The sequence below is a fragment of the Pseudoalteromonas sp. Of7M-16 genome (assembly GCF_022347805.1).
In the GTDB taxonomy this organism is placed as follows: Bacteria; Pseudomonadota; Gammaproteobacteria; order Enterobacterales; family Alteromonadaceae; genus Pseudoalteromonas; species Pseudoalteromonas luteoviolacea_F.
Map to the genome: position 1 here is coordinate 75,482 of NZ_JAKRFY010000020.1, position 17,950 is coordinate 93,431.

The 17,950-nt window shown below is 42.1% G+C and carries 17 protein-coding genes; 9 read left to right on the top strand and 8 right to left on the bottom strand.

The window, feature by feature from the left end; genetic code table 11:
• Positions 1-24 precede the first annotated feature (24 nt).
• Both MHN81_RS19225 and MHN81_RS19230 read right to left on the bottom strand, forming a co-directional pair.
• Positions 25-1,644, bottom strand: coding sequence for a PepSY-associated TM helix domain-containing protein (locus MHN81_RS19225; RefSeq protein WP_239426449.1), 1,620 nt, complete (start codon positions 1,642-1,644; stop codon positions 25-27).
• Complete coding sequence (locus MHN81_RS19230) at positions 1,641-1,952, bottom strand: hypothetical protein (protein WP_023397535.1); 312 nt, start codon at positions 1,950-1,952, stop codon at positions 1,641-1,643. Before MHN81_RS19230 ends, MHN81_RS19225 begins: the two co-directional genes overlap by 4 nt.
• 462 nt (positions 1,953-2,414) lie before the next feature.
• Here MHN81_RS19230 and MHN81_RS19235 point away from each other — a divergent pair, with 462 nt between their 5' ends.
• Complete coding sequence (locus MHN81_RS19235; protein ID WP_239426450.1) at positions 2,415-2,636, top strand: hypothetical protein; 222 nt, start codon at positions 2,415-2,417, stop codon at positions 2,634-2,636.
• A gap of 224 nt (positions 2,637-2,860) precedes the next feature.
• Here the strand turns inward: MHN81_RS19235 and msrA are convergent, their stop codons facing one another.
• Positions 2,861-4,078 carry a peptide-methionine (S)-S-oxide reductase MsrA gene (gene msrA / locus MHN81_RS19240; protein WP_155250710.1) on the bottom strand — a complete coding sequence of 406 codons (1,218 nt, stop codon included), beginning with the start codon at positions 4,076-4,078 and terminating at the stop codon, positions 2,861-2,863.
• 390 nt (positions 4,079-4,468) lie between these two features.
• On the opposite strand from msrA, the gene MHN81_RS19245 reads away from it, so the two are divergent.
• From MHN81_RS19245 to MHN81_RS19280, 8 genes are all read left to right on the top strand, one after another.
• Complete coding sequence (locus tag MHN81_RS19245; RefSeq protein WP_023397533.1) at positions 4,469-5,983, top strand: leucyl aminopeptidase; 1,515 nt, start codon at positions 4,469-4,471, stop codon at positions 5,981-5,983.
• A 163-nt stretch (positions 5,984-6,146) separates the two neighbouring features.
• Positions 6,147-6,803, top strand: a complete 657-nt coding sequence (gene pxpB, locus MHN81_RS19250; RefSeq protein ID WP_023397532.1) for a 5-oxoprolinase subunit PxpB — start codon at positions 6,147-6,149, stop codon at positions 6,801-6,803.
• Positions 6,797-7,735: a biotin-dependent carboxyltransferase family protein gene (locus MHN81_RS19255; RefSeq protein WP_239426451.1), complete on the top strand. Its 939-nt coding sequence runs from the start codon at positions 6,797-6,799 to the stop codon at positions 7,733-7,735. Before pxpB ends, MHN81_RS19255 begins: the two co-directional genes overlap by 7 nt.
• The gene (locus MHN81_RS19260; protein WP_023397530.1) at positions 7,732-8,463 is read left to right on the top strand and encodes a DUF969 domain-containing protein; all 732 of its coding nucleotides are present in this window, start codon (positions 7,732-7,734) and stop codon (positions 8,461-8,463) included. The genes MHN81_RS19255 and MHN81_RS19260 overlap by 4 nt, the downstream gene beginning before the upstream one ends.
• Positions 8,460-9,482, top strand: coding sequence for a DUF979 domain-containing protein (locus tag MHN81_RS19265; protein WP_239426452.1), 1,023 nt, complete (start codon positions 8,460-8,462; stop codon positions 9,480-9,482). The genes MHN81_RS19260 and MHN81_RS19265 overlap by 4 nt, the downstream gene beginning before the upstream one ends.
• Positions 9,475-10,137, top strand: a complete 663-nt coding sequence (gene pcp, locus MHN81_RS19270) for a pyroglutamyl-peptidase I (protein WP_239426453.1) — start codon at positions 9,475-9,477, stop codon at positions 10,135-10,137. The genes MHN81_RS19265 and pcp overlap by 8 nt, the downstream gene beginning before the upstream one ends.
• A 201-nt stretch (positions 10,138-10,338) precedes the next feature.
• Positions 10,339-12,009, top strand: a complete 1,671-nt coding sequence (asnB, locus tag MHN81_RS19275; protein ID WP_239426454.1) for an asparagine synthase B — start codon at positions 10,339-10,341, stop codon at positions 12,007-12,009.
• Positions 12,010-12,156: 147 nt separating this feature from the next.
• A complete protein-coding gene (locus MHN81_RS19280) occupies positions 12,157-12,630 on the top strand; it encodes a peroxiredoxin (RefSeq protein WP_239426455.1) in 474 nt (157 codons plus the stop codon).
• Between the two features lie 82 nt (positions 12,631-12,712).
• Here MHN81_RS19280 and MHN81_RS19285 read toward each other — a convergent pair whose 3' ends face one another.
• From MHN81_RS19285 to MHN81_RS19305, 5 genes are all read right to left on the bottom strand, one after another.
• Positions 12,713-13,045, bottom strand: a complete 333-nt coding sequence (locus MHN81_RS19285; protein ID WP_155250708.1) for a hypothetical protein — start codon at positions 13,043-13,045, stop codon at positions 12,713-12,715.
• Positions 13,046-13,315: 270 nt separating this feature from the next.
• A complete protein-coding gene (locus MHN81_RS19290; RefSeq protein ID WP_023397524.1) occupies positions 13,316-14,848 on the bottom strand; it encodes a serine hydrolase domain-containing protein in 1,533 nt (510 codons plus the stop codon).
• A 75-nt stretch (positions 14,849-14,923) separates the two neighbouring features.
• Positions 14,924-15,373, bottom strand: a complete 450-nt coding sequence (locus tag MHN81_RS19295) for an Lrp/AsnC family transcriptional regulator (protein WP_023397523.1) — start codon at positions 15,371-15,373, stop codon at positions 14,924-14,926.
• Between the two features lie 235 nt (positions 15,374-15,608).
• On the bottom strand, positions 15,609-16,493 hold the full coding sequence (locus MHN81_RS19300) for an SAM-dependent methyltransferase (RefSeq protein WP_023397522.1): 885 nt from the start codon (positions 16,491-16,493) through the stop codon (positions 15,609-15,611).
• Positions 16,490-17,698, bottom strand: coding sequence for a cyclic nucleotide-binding domain-containing protein (locus tag MHN81_RS19305; RefSeq protein ID WP_023397521.1), 1,209 nt, complete (start codon positions 17,696-17,698; stop codon positions 16,490-16,492). Before MHN81_RS19305 ends, MHN81_RS19300 begins: the two co-directional genes overlap by 4 nt.
• Between the last annotated feature and the right edge of the window lie 252 nt (positions 17,699-17,950).

Sequence of the window (17,950 nt, forward strand, 5' to 3'; positions counted from 1 at the left end):
AGCACTCAACTGACCACTTATACATTAGCTGAAGCTTTCAACAACCTCTTTTTTGCTGAGTTTAGAGCAATACCAAATGCTGTTCTCTTCACCGTGATATACACGGCGTTTTGCATGTTTCAGGGCATACAATGAAGCTAAAGCAAAACCTACTGCGCCAAGTTCAATCCCTAGATCACCAAGAGAGTCTGGCGCCCAAATACCAATTGAAGGGAGTACAAACGCTATCACAGAATTTGTCGGTATGATCAAACACAGAACAGCTAAAATCTGTAAACTCAATATGCTAAACCTTGCAGCACCATAAACAAATGCACCAGCCAGTGTTACAAAAAACAACAAATAATAAACCCACATATAGGCTATGTTGATGTTCCAACTGGTTAACGTTAGCCATTTGCTTGCTGCAAATACGCCTGCAATACCTATAGCGCAACCCAAAGATACACCTATAGTCAGATTAGCCATAAAGTGGCTTGAACGACTTTGCTTTAATGACTGCTTTTTGCGTCGCTTCTCTAGCCATATCAAGTTACCGCTATAAAACAAAAATGCACCGCCTAAGCCCATAACGAAATATAACCATCGACCAAGTTCACCACCGTAGCTCCCAAAGTGAAGTCCAAAAAAGCTCGTGACAACGGCAGCCCATATACTTTGCTCACCACTTTCATTCCTCACGGTGCTGGAGTCAATTTCTAGCGTAAATGGATTCAAAAAAACATAGTCATTGTGAGGGCCACGCATCAAAGTTCTATCGCTTATGATAGATATGCTTGCAGACGGGTGGGCCGATGACAACCCGCTTAACCTGATGCTATTTACTTCATAGCCTGGTGCATAGTCATGAATGGTTTGTTTTATTTCAGTTAATGTCGCAAGTTCTCGAATATCGTATCGAACCTCTTCATGTTTTTCACCACCACCAAACATGGGTTTGTCTCCATATACTTGGCTTAATCCGCCGTAAAACAAGTCATGAAATGAAAAAACAACCACGGTGATCGCAATAATGATATGAAAAGGTAAGCTCGCGATACCAACTAAGTTGTGTGAGTCTAGCCAAAAGCGATTTGCTCCCTTTTCTTTGCGAAGCGCAAAAAAGCTTTTTACTAAGCTCGGTAAGAGAAAAATAACACCTGACACGAGAGCAAGAAAATACAAAAATGCGGCAATACCTAGCACATACACACCAGCTTGATCGTGTCCAATCTCTCCGATAATCCCAGCTGAACGATGCAAGTAATCTATTAACATTGATAACTCATTGACATGTCGTAACTCCGCTACCAACTCACCTTGCTCATTCAACGTACCATGCCAGATTTGGTCATCCATTGAAAAGCCGCGAGCAGAACCTTGTCCATACCAGTGAATTGGGGAGCTATTTTCATCATAACTAACCGTGACAGCTTTGAGTGAATCCGGGTTTTGTGATAACACTTGTTTAAGTAACAACTCGTGTTTATCTGAATGAACCTGATCCAATTGGTAATTTGGAGGCGTAGCCCAATCGTTAATTGTATCACTAAACATCGTCAGTGAGCCTGCAAAGAATCCAATGAAAAGTAACAACCCGGCGGTGATCCCAGTCCATGTATGCAGTGATTGATATGTCCTTAGAATATCGCTTCTAATTTTCATAATTGGCTCCTTAATACATAGACAATAGCGTTGGAAATAACAGCACTAACACCTAAGTACAACCATGCCTGACGCCCAGTTTTAAACATATAAACAAAACACAGGATTAAAAGCCAAATTGGCGTTATGATCCACATGTTAAATTGCGTTTTCCAAAGCCTTTGTTCTTCTGTGATCTGCTCAGTTAACCCCGTTGGCCCCAACCACGCAAAAATACCGACAAGCCCAAGCGTTAAGAAAAACCCACCGATCACTCCCGCAAATGTTTTACTCCACCAATGGGGTTGAATTTTATTATGTTGAGTCATGGATTTTACTTCCTATTAAGACAGAGCATAAGTAAAGGCAGTGAAAATAGTGCGACCATTAACATCAGAAGCCAGATAAAAAATCCAGCCGAGCCAACAAAGTAATATGCACCAATAACGATAGCTATGGCCGCAAACGCATACCCCACCTTTTGCATTGGTTTTGCTAAAGGCTTATCCAAAAGTCGTTGATGTCTATTTGATAAATATAAAAGAAGTGTACCGATGCCTATCAATAGCACCATTAGAAAAGAGTACAAACTTATGCTCCTGTCCTTAGCTAATTAGAGTTGTGGGAGCAAGATTATAAACATAATAGGAACAACATTACACGTTAAATTGTAATGAGAATTGTTTTCAACATAAGGTGGGAGAGAATAAAGCCGTATTCCCACAAACCAGTCGACCAAAAACCTATCACCTCCAACAACCCGTCACCCTGAATTTATTTCAGGGTCCATTTTGGATCTTAAAGTTGTAGTTCCCTCAAACTCACCTAAAACATGGATTGCGGGGCAAGCCCGCAATGACGGTTTCGACATGATGTGCAACGATGACGGTATGGATGTGTTGAGTAAAAACGACGGTATTGACTTGTTGAGCAGCAATCAAGGTACCGATTTGTTGCAAAACAAGGTATCGATTTGTTGCAAAACAAGGGCGGCATTAAATCATGAAGTGTGAGCCTACAAGTCCACCGCCTCACAAAGCCACCGCCTCACAAACTGGCCACCCCAAAACCCGTCACCCTGAATTTACTTCAGGGTCCATTTAGGATCTTAAAGTTATATCTCCTTCAAATTCATCTAAAACATGGATTGCGGGGCAAGCCCTCAATGACGGTTTCGACATGATGTGCAACGATGACCGATATTAGTGTTTTAAACAGCTAAGTATGTAGCTCAATTTCAGTTCACAAGCTCTTGGCTAGGAATAAAATCTAGAACAGTCGCATTGATGCAATACCTATCCGTGCCTCTCGGTCCTTCATTCTTAAATACATGACCAAGGTGGATACCCGTCGACTTGGATCTGATTTCTGTTCGTACCATACCGTGACTTAAATCTTGATGGTAGGTGACGCTTCCTTTGACTGGATACTTGAAAGACAACCACCCTGTGCCCGAGTTAAAGCGATCTTTGGTATCAAACAAATGTGCACCACTGAGCTTGTCAACAAAAACGCCCTCTCCTGTGTTTTTGAAAATATCATATTGCTTGCAAAATGGACGTTCAGTGCCTTTTTGAAAGGCAATTTTGTAAGCTTCTGTTTTGCCAAGCTTAAACGCTCCCAGTACCTTGTAAAAGGTTTCTCGATTCATAAAGCCTTGATATCCAGCAACCTCTTTTCCATTTTCAATAAGTAAAATAGTTGGCGTCGCCCAAGTAGCAGACATAATGTCAATGCCTTGCAGTTGGTCCGCAAATCTGTAATGTAATGGAATTGAGCCCTTATAATCATTTACAACTGTACTTTTAAACTTTTCGCAGTAGGGGCAATAGCTTTTTGAATCTAACACTACTATATGTTTACCTCTTAAAAGCGCAGCGTTACTCACTTTCTTTTGATCCACTTTGTCAAAAGTCACACCCGTACTATGATCAGGGCAATACCCATTAGGGTTTTTCGCCAAATAATTTTGGTGATATTCCTCGGCAGACACAAATTTTTCAAGCGGCTTGATCTTTGTTTGGATATCACCATATCCTGCTTTTTGCAGCAAATGCTGATACTCCCCTTTGAGCTGATGGGCCACTTTTGCTTGGTTCTCTGTATCGAATAAAATGATGGAACGGTATTGTGTTCCTACATCATTACCTTGTCTGTTTTTTTGAGTCGGGTCATGGCTTTCAAAATAAGACTTAATTAATGACTCAGTGGACAGTAAGTTTGCGTTATACGTCACCTTAACCACTTCAGCGTAGTTATTTTCATCATAACGACGACGAGGACTGATTATATTTTTATAGGTGGCTTTAAAGCCCCTACCATCGGCATACCCTGATTCCGCATCAATCACGCCAATCATTGCTTCGTAGCGCTTTTCTGGGCCCCAAAAGCAGCCAGATCCTAATACAAGTGTTTTGATATTTACACTTGCATTATCCATCTCAGGTTTCGGCATATCAGCGGCGAAAGAAATAGCTGAAAACAGACCGAGTAACAAAGTAAAGTTAAGCTGCTTCTTCACGTAAGTGCTCCTTTAATAATTATCTATCCATTTGGACCGAGCTTCGAATAAAACAATTTCAAAATTTTGCATAACAAGCTGGCAAACTTGTTCAATGTTAGTAAAAACTTCGTCATTGCTGCACCACTCGCCTTATACAAATAATCTTGCTTTACCAAGAAAGTTAAACGCAATAACACCTTGTGCACCAACTTGCTACACTGATACCACACCCTTTGCAATTGCAACTCACCCTAGAATCCAAGCAGTTCAACGACATTAGATTAATATGCCATTGAAAATAGGGTAAAACGTTGGCACGCAATATCCAGAGGATTTTTAAAAATGTCTTTTATCTCTCGCCTTTCAGCGATCGCAGTTGCACTTGGTGCTTCAATTTCAGCCCAAGCTGCGGACATCCAATTCACATCTAAGCTTGAAAACGCTGAGTCACTCGTAATTTTCAAAGCAGAAGACAAAAAAGCTGCTTTCAAATTTTTAGACAAGCCGACTAGAGCGCAATTAGACAGAGCGTTAGAAAGTGAAGGCTTTCAAGGCAAATTTGGAAAAACCGTTGAAGTGCTAGCGCCTGTATCCTCTGACTATAAGCGCATCATCGTTGTGGGTTTAGGCAAAGAAGATGAACTAAACGCAAGTAAAATGACTAAACTTGGCGGCAATCTGCACGCAAAGTTGGAAGATAAAAAGTCCGCAAGTGTTGCTGTTGCTTTTGAAGACTTTGATGGTGAAATTAATAACTCTCAGCTAGCTGCTCAGCTTGCTCACGGTATTAACTTACGTGACCACACTTTTGAAGTTTATAAAAAAGAACCAAATAACTTTAATATTAGCTACAGCATAGATGTAGACAGTAAACGCAAAGCTGCCAAAGAATACATCCCGCTTGAGCATATTCAATCAGGTGTGTTTCTTGCTCGTGACTTAACTTCTGAAATTGCTTCTGAAATGACACCAGTCGATTTTGCAAAGGCTGCAAAACAGCTTGAGCAATATGGTGTTGAAGTAAAAGTATTAGAGCCAGCTGAAATTAAAGAGCTTGGAATGGGCGCCCTTGAAGCTGTCGGTCGCGGCAGTGCACAAGGCTCAAGACTTGTAATTGCACATTACAAAGGTAACAACGACACACCAATCGCGCTTGTAGGCAAAGGCATTACTTTTGATTCCGGTGGCTATAACGTTAAAACTGGTAAGTCAATCGCGCTAATGAAAGTTGATATGGCTGGTGCAGCTGCCGTACTTGGTACAGTTAAAGCGATGGCCAAAGCAAAAGCAGATGTAAACGTGGTTGCAGTGATGCCAATGGCTGCCAACATGGTATCTGAAAACTCTTTCGCGCCTGGCGATGTTCTGCGTACAGCTGAAGGCTTAAGTGTTGAAGTACTTAACACAGATGCTGAAGGCCGACTTATTTTAAGTGATGCGCTATGGTATGCACGTCAGTACTACAAACCAGAAATTATGATTGATCTTGCAACGTTAACTGGTTCTAAAATCCGTGCAGTTGGTAATAACTACTCGGCCATTTTCTCAGAAGACGATGAGCTTGTTAAAGAGTTTACGATCGCAGGTCAAACAGTTAACGAGCAAGTTTGGCGTCTGCCTCTTGGATATAAAGACGCGCTAAATTCTGACATAGCAGATCTAACTAATATTGGCTCTTACGGTCCAGGTGCGACTACAGCAGCGACCTTCTTACAACAGTTTGTTGGCGATACACGCTGGGTTCACATTGATATCGCGGGCAATGCAATCTCTAAAAAAACCAAAGATGAAGTTCCTGCCGGTGGCACTGGATACGGCGTCCGTATTCTTAGTGAATGGTTATTGAGCGGTAACTAACCCCTCCAATAAAAAGGCCATGCATTGCATGGCCTTTTTCTTATTTCTATTTATGTGGCCTCCCACACTATTACTATGTATATTAAACACGCAACAGCACCTGTAATGACAACACTATAAATAATAAAAAAGTCGTGTTTCAAATTATTATAAAGACAACATAATGACAAACAACAAGACCTATATTCTGGGCGAGCGTGCACTCGTTTTAGAAATATTTCAGACTAATCTTTCGCAACACCAACAAAATAAATTGTTTGCGTTACACGCTTGGATGCGTGAACAAAAAGTCTTCATAGATATCGTACCGGCCAAAACGACCATCACAGGCTACTTAATGCACTCTCAAGATCCAGAATACTGGTTAGATAGACTAAGAGAGGCTTGGGAAGACATTGAACCAGAGGCATTTCAACCAACTGTTCACCAAATCATCACACGCTATGGAAAAAGTGACGGACCAGACCTAGATTCCGTCGCATCTCTAACCGGCTTGAACCCATCTCAAGTGGTTGAGCTACACAGTGAACAAAGTTATCAAGTCAAATTCTTAGGATTTTTACCTGGCTTTGCCTATTTGGGGGATCTAAACCCAAAACTACATTTACCTCGCCTTGATACACCTAGAACACACGTGCCGCCGGGTTCAGTGGCGATAGCACAAGACCTTACGGCAGTTTATCCGAGTGAATCACCAGGAGGATGGCGACTTATCGGTCACACAGACACCGTTTTGTTTAATCATCAATTAGAATCACCAAGTATTTTGCAACCAGGAGATGTTGTAAAGTTCATACCAAGCACGGAGGGAATATGCTAACAATCTTAAAATCTGGTATTCAAACGTGCATACAAGATTTAGGAAGAAGTGGTTTCAGACATTTAGGCGTGTCACAAGCTGGCGTGATAGACACACTAGCAGCTAAAAGCGCTAACATACTCCTTAATAACTCCCCAGATACCGCTGTTATTGAGATAACCGTCGGCTTATGTAAGTTTAAGTTTGACCGTCCAACCAACTTTTCGATCACTGGTGCGGAGCTTGGTGCAAAACTTAATGGAAAAAGCGTAGCCACAGGGTGGCGATATTACGCTGAAGCTAACGACACATTAACTTTTGCGTCGAGCAAAAATGGTTTGCGTGCTTACTTTGCGGTTCAAGGTGGGTTCAATGAAGTCACCCCGGTGATGAATTCGTTGGCAACAGATGTACAAGCGGGATTTGGTGGCCTCAGCGGCAGGGCTTTGCAAGACGGTGACGTACTGCCCTACACTCAGTTTGACCCGCTCGGTTCCATTGGCGCTGCTCTGCCAGATTATGTGAACACAATTCGCGTTATTCCAGGGCCACACATCGATTTGTTACCCAAAGACAATCAACAGCGTTTGTACAACCAACAATGGCAAGTACAGCCAAACAGTAATCGCATGGGGTTAAGAGTCGCAAGTGATATTGATATGAGCCACAACCTAAGTATTACTAGCCAAGCAGTAAGTCCTGGTGTGATTCAATTACCACCCAATGGCCAACCTATCGTATTGCTTAATGACTGCCAAACAACAGGGGGATACCCAATTATCGCTCATGTAATTGAAGCTGATTTACGTCATTTAGGCCAATTGCATGCAGGAGCACGCTGTCAATTTCAAATCGTAAATAGACAGCAAGCTCAACAAGCATTAGACCAACAACAACAACACCTAGCACAATTGAAAATTGCTGTGCTACATCATGATAAGAAAAATATATGACTGAACTAAACTTGCTCCCGTTAACCGGGATATTGGTTGTCGTAGTCGGCTTTGCCCTGCGGTTTAACCCTTTATTAGTAGTCACTGCGGCAGGATTAATCACCGGCTGGGCAGTTGACTTGAATTTTGCTGAACTGCTAGCCACCTTTGGTGAAAAGTTTATGAACTCCCGACAACTGGCTAGTTTCTTGTTGATTTTGCCTGTTATTGCAATTTTGGAGCGCTACGGGCTGCAAAATCGCGCAAAAAATTGGATTGCCAATATAAAAGGAGCCACTACCGCGAGAATTCTTAGCGTGTACTTCGTGGTGCGTGAGTCTTCGGCAGCCTTGGGTCTGCTTAGCTTAGCTGGTCAAGCTCAAACCGTTAGGCCCTTGCTAGCACCCATGGCATTGGGTGCTGCTGCAAATATTCATGGCGAACTTCCCAAAGAAGTCAAAGACATGATCAGCGCACATTCAGCCGCATGTGACAACATTGCCGTATTTTTTGGCGAAGACATATTTATTGCTTTTGGAGCCGTTTTATTAATGGATGCATTTTTAAAAGAAAATGGGATCCAAGGTATCGAGCCATTACACATTGGTCTTTGGGCCATACCCACTGCAATTTTTGCATTAATCGTACACCTTTTCCGTCTTGCTCGCCTCGAAGCAAAAATTTGCAACAAAATTGCTGAGATCAAGCAGCAACAAAACAAATCCGTTAGTACTGAGGAGTTAGCATGAGCGCAGTAAGCCAATCTACACACTCAGAACAACCTGCAATACTCTCTATTGACAATATCTATTTACTCATCGGCTTTTTGGTTCTGTTTTTAGTTGTTAAAACTCTACAAGACAAGCAACACCCAAAACGCCTCACAACAGCCCTATTTTGGATGCTCTTTGGCAACGTATTTTTGTTTGGTGATTTATCAATTTCGCTCATTGGTGAAACGCTAACTTACCAGTGGGTGGGAGTCAGTGTTATCGCCATCGCCCTATTGGCTGGTATGGGCAAGGTTTCAATGGGCACATACTATACCCCAAGCGAAGAAGAGCTAGACAAAAGCGCTCAGACGATCGGCAATAAGCTGTTTATTCCAGCTGTACTTATCCCCGTTATAACTGTGGTTTGTACACTTTTTTTAGGTGGTATTAATATTGGTGGGACCTATTTATTTGACCAAAACCATTTAACATTGGCGTCGCTAACACTTGCTTGTGGCGGTGCTTTATTGGTTGCATGGAAGTTCACTTCAGGTAGCCCTATTCAGGCGATAGGCGAATCTAGACGCCTTGTAGACTCAATCGGGTGGGCAGCAATTTTACCACAGATGCTGGCCATGCTGGGCGGCGTTTTCATCGTGGCAAATACTGGCACTGCGATACAGGATATTGTAACCCTGTTTATATCTCCGGATAACCGTTTTATGCTCGTTGTACTTTACTGTGTCGGTATGGCTTTATTTACTATGGTCATGGGCAACGCGTTTGCGGCTTTCCCAGTCATGACAGCGGGTATTGCTGTACCATTCTTGATTCAAGGACATGGCGCCAGTCCTGCGCCACTGGTAGCGATTGGTATGTACTCCGGTTACTGCGGCACGTTAATGACGCCAATGGCTGCTAATTTTAATATTATCCCAGCCGCACTACTCGATTTAAAAGACAAATATCAGGTGATCAAGGTGCAAATACCAACTGCGATCGCTCTATTAATCATCAATATCTTTTTAATGTATGGGGTTATTTTTAATGACTAAACCTAATCACCCTACCGTGTTAATCACTGGATTTGAACCTTTTGGTGGCGAAGCAATTAACCCTTCATGGCAAGCGGTTCAGAAGTTAGAAGGCCTTATTATCGAAGGTCATTTAGTCGTAACGCGAGAACTTCCTTGTGAGTTTGACACCTCTTTGGAATCACTTTACAACAATATCGCACTGCATGAACCAAACCTCGTATTATGTGTTGGCCAAGCAGGCGGTCGCTGCGATATTACAATTGAACGTATTGCGATAAACATTAATGATGCAAGAATTAAAGACAATGCAGGCCACCAGCCTATCGATACGCCAGTTGTTAAAGACGGTCCAGCGGCGGTATTTGCAAAGTTACCGATAAAACATATGCTTTGGGACCTGCATGAAGCGCAGATCCCAGCGAGTATTTCCAATACTGCCGGTACCTATGTATGTAATCATGTCATGTATGGTCTATGTCATTACATAGAAACACACAAAGCCAATTTAAAAGGTGGCTTTATCCATATTCCATATTTGCCTGAGCAAGCAGTGCACCATAGCGGTGCACCCAGTATGGCTGAGTCAACCGTCATTGCAGCGCTAAAATCCATGATTGCCTCGGCTTTAAGCCATGATCAGGATTTAGCCATAGCGGCAGGAACAACTCACTAATATCTTGCAATATTTTGGTGCAGAAATGCACCAAAATTTACACCCTTCCCCCCAACGATATTTAGTATTTTCCGTGTGACTTCATCATAATTTTCTGTTAGTTATAGACTTAGTTTTATACAAAAATAACTATATTTATGACAGTGATTAGCCCGTGGCCGACGGCTAACAGGTAACGGGCGCAACAGGAATGAGGGTACTATGTGTTCAATATTTGGTGTTTTAGAAATCCAAGGCTCGGCTGATAAGTTACGAGCGCAAGCTATCGAAATGTCGAAAAAATTAAGACACCGAGGGCCTGACTGGTCCGGTGTATACTCTAGCGAAAAAGCAATTTTAGTGCATGAGCGACTCGCTATTGTTGGAGTTGCCAGTGGCGCTCAACCCTTGTACAACCCAGAGAAAACCCACGTACTTGCAGTAAATGGTGAAATATACAACCACAAGACACTTGCAGAGCAATTGGAAGTCCCGTTTGAGTTTCAAACAAAGTCTGATTGCGAAGTCATTTTAGCCTTATACAAACAAAAAGGGCCTGAGTTTTTAGATGATTTAAATGGCATATTTGCATTTTGTCTGTATGACGAAGAACAAGATGCTTATTTAATCGGTCGTGACCATATCGGTATTATACCTTTGTACACGGGCCGGGATCAGCACGGTAACTTCTACGTTGCCAGTGAAATGAAAGCGCTTACACCTATATGTAATCACATCGAGGAGTTTCCCCCAGGACACTATTTGTATTCCAAAGAAGGTTCTTATCACAAATATTACCAAAGAGATTGGCAAAGTTTTGATGCGGTGAAAAACAACTCAGCAAGCGCCCTTGATGTCAAAAATGGTTTGGAGGCTGCAGTAAAAAGGCAGCTGATGTGTGATGTACCATATGGCGTATTACTTTCCGGCGGGCTAGATTCCTCAGTTATCTCAGCTATAACCCAACAATTTGCCGCAAAGCGTATCGAAGATAATGACGCCAGTGATGCTTGGTGGCCTAAACTTCACTCATTTTCAATTGGTCTAGAAGGCTCACCAGATCTAGCAGCTGCACAAAAAGTAGCGGATCAAATAGGCACAATTCACCACCCTATTCATTTTACAGTGCGACAAGGGTTAGATGCCTTGAAAGAAGTGGTTTATCACTTAGAGACCTATGATGTTACAACCATTCGCGCATCCACGCCTATGTATTTGATGGCAAGGTATATCAAAGCTATGGGTATCAAGATGGTGCTATCCGGTGAAGGCGCAGATGAACTATTTGGTGGATACCTTTACTTTCATAAGGCCCCAAATAGTAAAGAGTTTCATGATGAGCTTAACCGAAAAGTCTCTAAATTACACATGTTTGATTGTCTGCGTGCGAACAAATCGATGGCCGCTTGGGGCGTTGAGGCAAGAGTGCCATTTCTAGATAAAGAGTTTGTTGATATCGCCATGCGCACCAACCCTGAATACAAAATGTGTAAAGACGGTCGAATAGAAAAGCATGTTATTCGTGAAGGGTTTAGTGGTTACATTCCCGATGATGTTTTATGGCGTCAAAAAGAACAGTTTTCGGATGGTGTAGGTTACTCATGGATAGATTCGCTTCGTGACTATGCCGAGGCCCAAGTATCTGATCAAGATATGGCCAATGCACACTATCGCTTTGCAATTAACACCCCGGATAGCAAAGAAGCGTATTTCTATCGGACCATTTTTGAAGAGCACTTTCCTGGAGAAGCTGCAGCTAAGTGTGTACCTCATGGCAAGTCTGTCGCCTGCTCTACTCCTGAAGCACTAGCTTGGGACGAGAGTTTTGAAAACAATGCGGATCCGTCGGGTCGCGCCGCAAATGTGCACAACGATGCGTATAAACAGCAGTGATATAATAAAAACATCATAGGGTAATGATTAAAGTGGTCTACAGACCCTCATCTTGAGGCCACTTTAATAACCCTAATAATTATCGGTTTTTATATGCCATTTTACATACTACACTTGCAAGCATTCTAATCTAAAAGAGAAAAACCAATGATTGAACAAGGACAAAGCATTCCAGAGTCGGTATTAACTGAGTTAACAGCTGATGGCATGCAAAACCATACGTCTGAAGCGCTTTTTGCAAACAAAAAAGTCGTTGTTTTTGCAGTGCCAGGTGCTTTCACACCAACTTGCTCGCAAGCACATTTACCAGGATTTGTTGCACTGGCAGACAAAATCAAAGCTAAAGGTGTCGACAGCATCATTTGTGTTTCAGTCAATGACGCTTTTGTGATGAAAGCTTGGGGTGATGCGCAAAACGCAGATAAAATTTTAATGCTTGGAGACGGCGATGCAAGTTTCACGCAAGCGCTGGGCCTAGATATGGACACGGCAAGCTTTGGCGGTGTGCGCTCTCAACGCTACGCTATGATCGTTGAAAACGGTGTAGTTACTCAGTTGAACGTTGAAGCACCAAAAACTTTTGAGATCAGTAAAGCTGAAGTAATTTTAGAAGCGCTGTAATCACAAAGGTATTTTCGCTCATAACTATTCTATCCAACAGTTATGAGCGAGTTTATTAAAGCATTTCTTCGAGCTTACGTTATTAGCTGCTTTCAGGAAAAAAACGGATCTTTAATACTATTGCTTCGTTGGTAACTGCACGTAACAAGCCCTCAGTATCTTCACTCCAAGGGCACAATCTTAATAACTGACCTTTAAATCGTTGGCTAGGGCTATTTTGGCTGAGATTTAGTTCAAATAATGATGCGCTTTTAGCAATTTGATTGCTAGATAGAATCAATGCGTAGTCTGAATTTGAATCCAATGTTATTTGTTCTTCAATAGATTCAAATAGGTTTCCATCGGTTAAAAACTCCATCCCTTCATCACGGATCGGCCTAGCTTTTTTAAATCTAGCGTCTTGATGAAACTGCACAAAATTTTCTACGCTTGGCACAAAGGTTAAATTGCCCTGTTCAGGTATAGGCCCCCTTATATTTGTGTCCAAGACAGCAAAAGGGCGTAAAGGTCTAAGGCCAAACTCCTGCAGAGCTGGGATCTCACTAGTTTATGGGTTTTAACTATAAATGCTGTTCAGATTTGATTGGACCCATCAAACAAATCTGAAAAACGTTCAGCTGTGGATATAAAACACAGAGCACTCAAAGTCGTTTACGGCGTTAGCGCCTTAAATCCTGTTTGGTTATTAAAGTTTCTTTGCCATTTCCTTTTTGGCAACAACACTGTTAGCACCCTCTCTTATAATTACAGTCTCGAATCGCCCTTGCGTATTTTGTATAAACTCGACATAGGTTTGCTCTTCTGCATCATCACCTTGAAGTACAAATTGATTGGGGGCTATTGGCGCCAACGCACGCTCACCGACATAAAGCGTGTTATTTTTAAGCGAGAAATGCCTTGTTTTTGGCCGAGGTTCATCTGCACTGATAAAGCCCCTTTCCAACGCTGTATATTTATCTCTCGACACAGTGAATGGACCCGTAAATTGGCTAAGCCACTTAGCGTTAATAGCAGGCTCATAGCGATAGAATGGTCTGTAAAACGGCCAGTCGAAGGCATCGGCAACAGCTCTTCTTATTTCTTCGTACAAGTTATCGCCGTTACTCCCATTGGTGAATATCACCAGCCCAGTTCCTAGATTTAAATGACCTTCCATCCAAGCTTTGTATGATTGATTTGAGCCTCCGTGACGAAAGCGCCTTAACTCCCCAGCTCCTGACATTTTTGGGCCTAATCCAAACTTGCCGAATCCAACTTCAGTCATCATTTGTTGCGCTAAATCGTGTTCTAGATAAGTATGTTTGCCTTGATAACTTTGCATCAGTGCGATCATCAAATGAGCATAGTCGCTTGGTGTGCTCCAAAGGCCTGATGCCGCCATTTCTGGAAAGGTATGCCACCCGCGCGGTTTTGCTTCTAATCGTCCAGATGCATCATGTGCTTTTGCAATATTGCCAAATGCTTTGGGTAAAGGGTTTTCGAAAGTAGAACGAGTCATGTTAAGTGGCTTAAACAGTAAATCTTCGCTGGCTGTTTCAAAAGGCTGATTTAAAACATCTTCAAATAACAGCTGAACAATCGTGGTGCCGCCGCCAGAATAACGCCAGCTTGTTCCTGGTTGATAAAACGTGCGTACAGGCTTGGTTCGGGAAAGTCCTGTCCCTTTTAGCGTGTCTAATACAGTCGGTGTGTCTTCGTGAGGGTTAAAATCAGGGAAGCCCCATAGAGAAAGCCCCGCCGTATGAGACAAGATCCCTCTCAGAGTAACCTTATCTTTATTTGTAAATTGGCTTTCAGGAACCCGCCACTGCTTTAGGTAGGTGTTGATGTCCGTATCCAATTCTATCTGTTTTTGGGATGTTAAGTTGAGTGCTGCTGCCGCTGTTGCAACTTTACTTAACGAGCCAACAGAAAACACTGTATTTTCATCAACAGGTTGTACTGTACCGACTTCTTTTACACCATAACCCTTAGCAAAGACAACTTTGTAATTGTCTATCACCGCAATTGACACACCCGGTACATTAAAATGAGCCATACGCTGAGATAAAGACCATGTTGTCGGATTGGACTTGTTGAGGACTGAATCTCTTAGTCCATTTTCCATCATCAGAACTTTAGCATTTATTGATTTATCTTCATTTGCATTGCTACTTGTACTTATAGCCATTAAAAACGCAAATGGAGCTATAAACAAAACTCGTGGGTAAGATGCCATAAAATTCCTTTTTTGATTTTCACTATGGTTAGATTTATTAGACGAACAAACTCTCCAATTTATTAAGAACTCGTTTTAGGCCCTTTCGTCTTTTGTCGATTCCATGACGACGTGCGTCGTAATAGTTCGAACTTGTGGAATAGATCCAAGTACATCGGCATGAAAAGCTTTATAAGCATTTAAGTCTGTTGTTTCTACTCGCAGTAAATATTCAAACTCACCGGTGACGTTATGACACTCTTTTACTGCACTGGCCAGTTCAATCGCAAGCTCAAACGATTTTTGAGACTCGGTTGAATGCTCCCTCAGTCCAACACCAACATACGCTATGAATCCTGTTCCAAGTTTTTCTGAATCCAACACCGCACGATATCCTTTGATCAGCCCTTGTGATTCCAGATCTTGAACACGTCTTAAACACGCAGAGGGAGAAAGCCCTATTTTTTCCGCAAGCTCTACGTTTGACAGGCGACCATCTTTGGACAATTCGCGCAATATGATTTGATTAAACTTATCTATTTTCATTTTTCCCTCCGTGAATAGAATAAACTGACTCATTCGTTCAAAGCAATGACACATCTCGCCAGAGCACAAGAAGAAGTACTCTGAAAAGAGAGTTAATTAGGGTGTTGTGGAACTGAGAATAGGCATGAAACCAACAAAAATACACCGCCTCAAACTATTTTGGGCTGCCATCAAAGAGTAAGCGATACAACCGTTGAAAAAACCTGACCACTGACTAAATCAGCGGTCGACTTAATCAAAAAGAGCAGTGAACAAAATACTCGCCTTGATACATTTTTTGATTCAATTTTTCCTTTATCTGTTGCTCTACTAGCTCTGCACCGCCTGCTATAGAGTGAAGCTGACATTGGTGCTTTTGTAAATAAGCCTGCATTTGACTGCTGTCGATATCCCAAATAATCGGTTCACCGAGTTTTTCAAGGTGACGATAAAGTAGCTTGGGAACTGTATTTTTGGAGCTTTCTCTAGGCTCCAGTGTCGAAAAGACAAATTGAGTACCGCTTCCAGTTAATGCCCGAATTGATTCAAAGACGGTGTCTACGTCCTGCTGATTTAAATACATCAAAACACCTTCGCAGATAAACAGTGTTCGTTTTTCTGGGCTAAAACCTTTAAATTCAGATAGTGCTGTTTTTAGCTGTTGACGTTCAAAGTCTACAGCCAAAAAGTGCATGTTCGAGCTATCAAGCGTATCTTCTTCTAACGCTTTCACTTTTTGCAACTGCGTGGCTGGGTGGTCAATTTCGATAAAATTAACGTCAACAAATGCCTGCTGCAAGCGCCAACACAGTGAATCAAACCCAGCCCCCAGCACAACAACTTGAGTTACCCCCTCAGATAAGGCTTTTAATGTTAACTGCTCGATATGACGTTTACGCAAAACATAATGTAGTGATATGCCCGGCAGTAGCAGGCGCTCTCTGACTTTGGCAAGTTTACAAAACCACCAGCTGTCAAGCTGCTTTAGTCTATGCTTACCTTGCTCACTACCTTGTAAGATTTGGCGAGATACAGAGATGACTTGCTCATCTACCAAATCGCTGTATTTTGAGGTTTTTGCTGCAAACAAAATGCCTTGGGCGACGGTAAAAGCGGTTGAACTGGCCTCGTTGTCTTTCATGAGCTTGCCTCACTGTAGAAAATAATGCTCTTATCTGTTAATCCAATATTGCCTGTTAGTGCTCGTTGTTCAAGGAATGCTTGACTTTCATCCCGTTCAACACCCGAAATGACCGAGAATGCGTGTCCTCCCATTCTAACTACTCGCTGATGCGGCTTTTTCAACATAGGCTTGGCTGTCTTTGACAGCTGATCCAAAAAAAACTCCAGTCTTTCTTCTTGTGATGCATGGGCATATATAAGTGCCCTGCGCCCCACATCCCGTAGTTTCTGTTCCATAACTTTAAGGATAGTTTTCATATAGCTTGGATCTTTATTTACCTTTTGCCAAAAATTATCCTTCTTTAGCACTAGAAGGTCGGTATTGACTATAGCAGCGGCATTGACTGTACGCCCCTGTTCATCAAAAAGGCAAGATTCACCGAACAGTTCACCTGCGGTCAATGTAGCTAAGTCAAACTGCTGTTGTTGATCTGCTCTGTCCATTGCAATACTTATCGCGCCACTACTTATCAGGTACGCTTCTTCAGCATTCTCTTCTGACGCATTAAAGATTGGCGTACCTGCACTGACCAGTAAATATTCGAAACTCTCAGAAAATAACTCTGTCAGTTTAGTACGAGCTCTTGGCCCACCGAAAGCCCATTGGGTGATCTGCTGCATAGAGCAATGCATAGGTATCATAGAAACCGAAATATGCTCATGTTGGATTTTCGCACCAAGTGCTTTTAGACCCATTCTTTTGTATATAGCAAGCGTTTCTATATTGGCAGTAGTAATAATATCTGTCACACCTCGGGATTCACCGATATCACAGCTCAATTTAAATAACGCTCTAAATAAGTCACGACGGTTTCGCCAATTAGCGTCAATAGCAAACATGCCAGAATTCGCTAATAACGGCGGAGGTAAATTTTGAGAGTGATTCTGCAAGATCAGTTGGCTACGGTATTGATTAAAGTCGTACATTTGGTCGGCTGGCAATTGCAGAGCACCATCTATAACAACACGTATGGTACCCACTGGCGTTTCGCCATCATATGCGATGATATTATAACTATCAGGCATACCGTCAAACATATCCATAATAATACGTTGCGGGTTGGCCTGCATGTATGCGTACTCTTCTACATATACCTGATATCTGAGTTGATAAACATGGTTGAGCTCAACCGGGGTGGAAGCAACTTTTACTCTAATAGACATTGATCGGAACTTTTTATTAATTATTATAAAGTCCGATTGTAGCCCTTTTTTATTACAATCAGCAAAACCTAAATAATTATAAAGTTAGACTTTGTTTTTAGCATGCCAAAAAAGAGCATGCTAACTGAGTGGACTAAAAGCGTGTGCATCCTAGTATATAAGTTAGCCAACGATGCCGTGAGATGCACCTAGGTCATTCAATTACTTCACGACTGTATCTCATTAAACAGATAGAAAGCACAAAAGCTGATG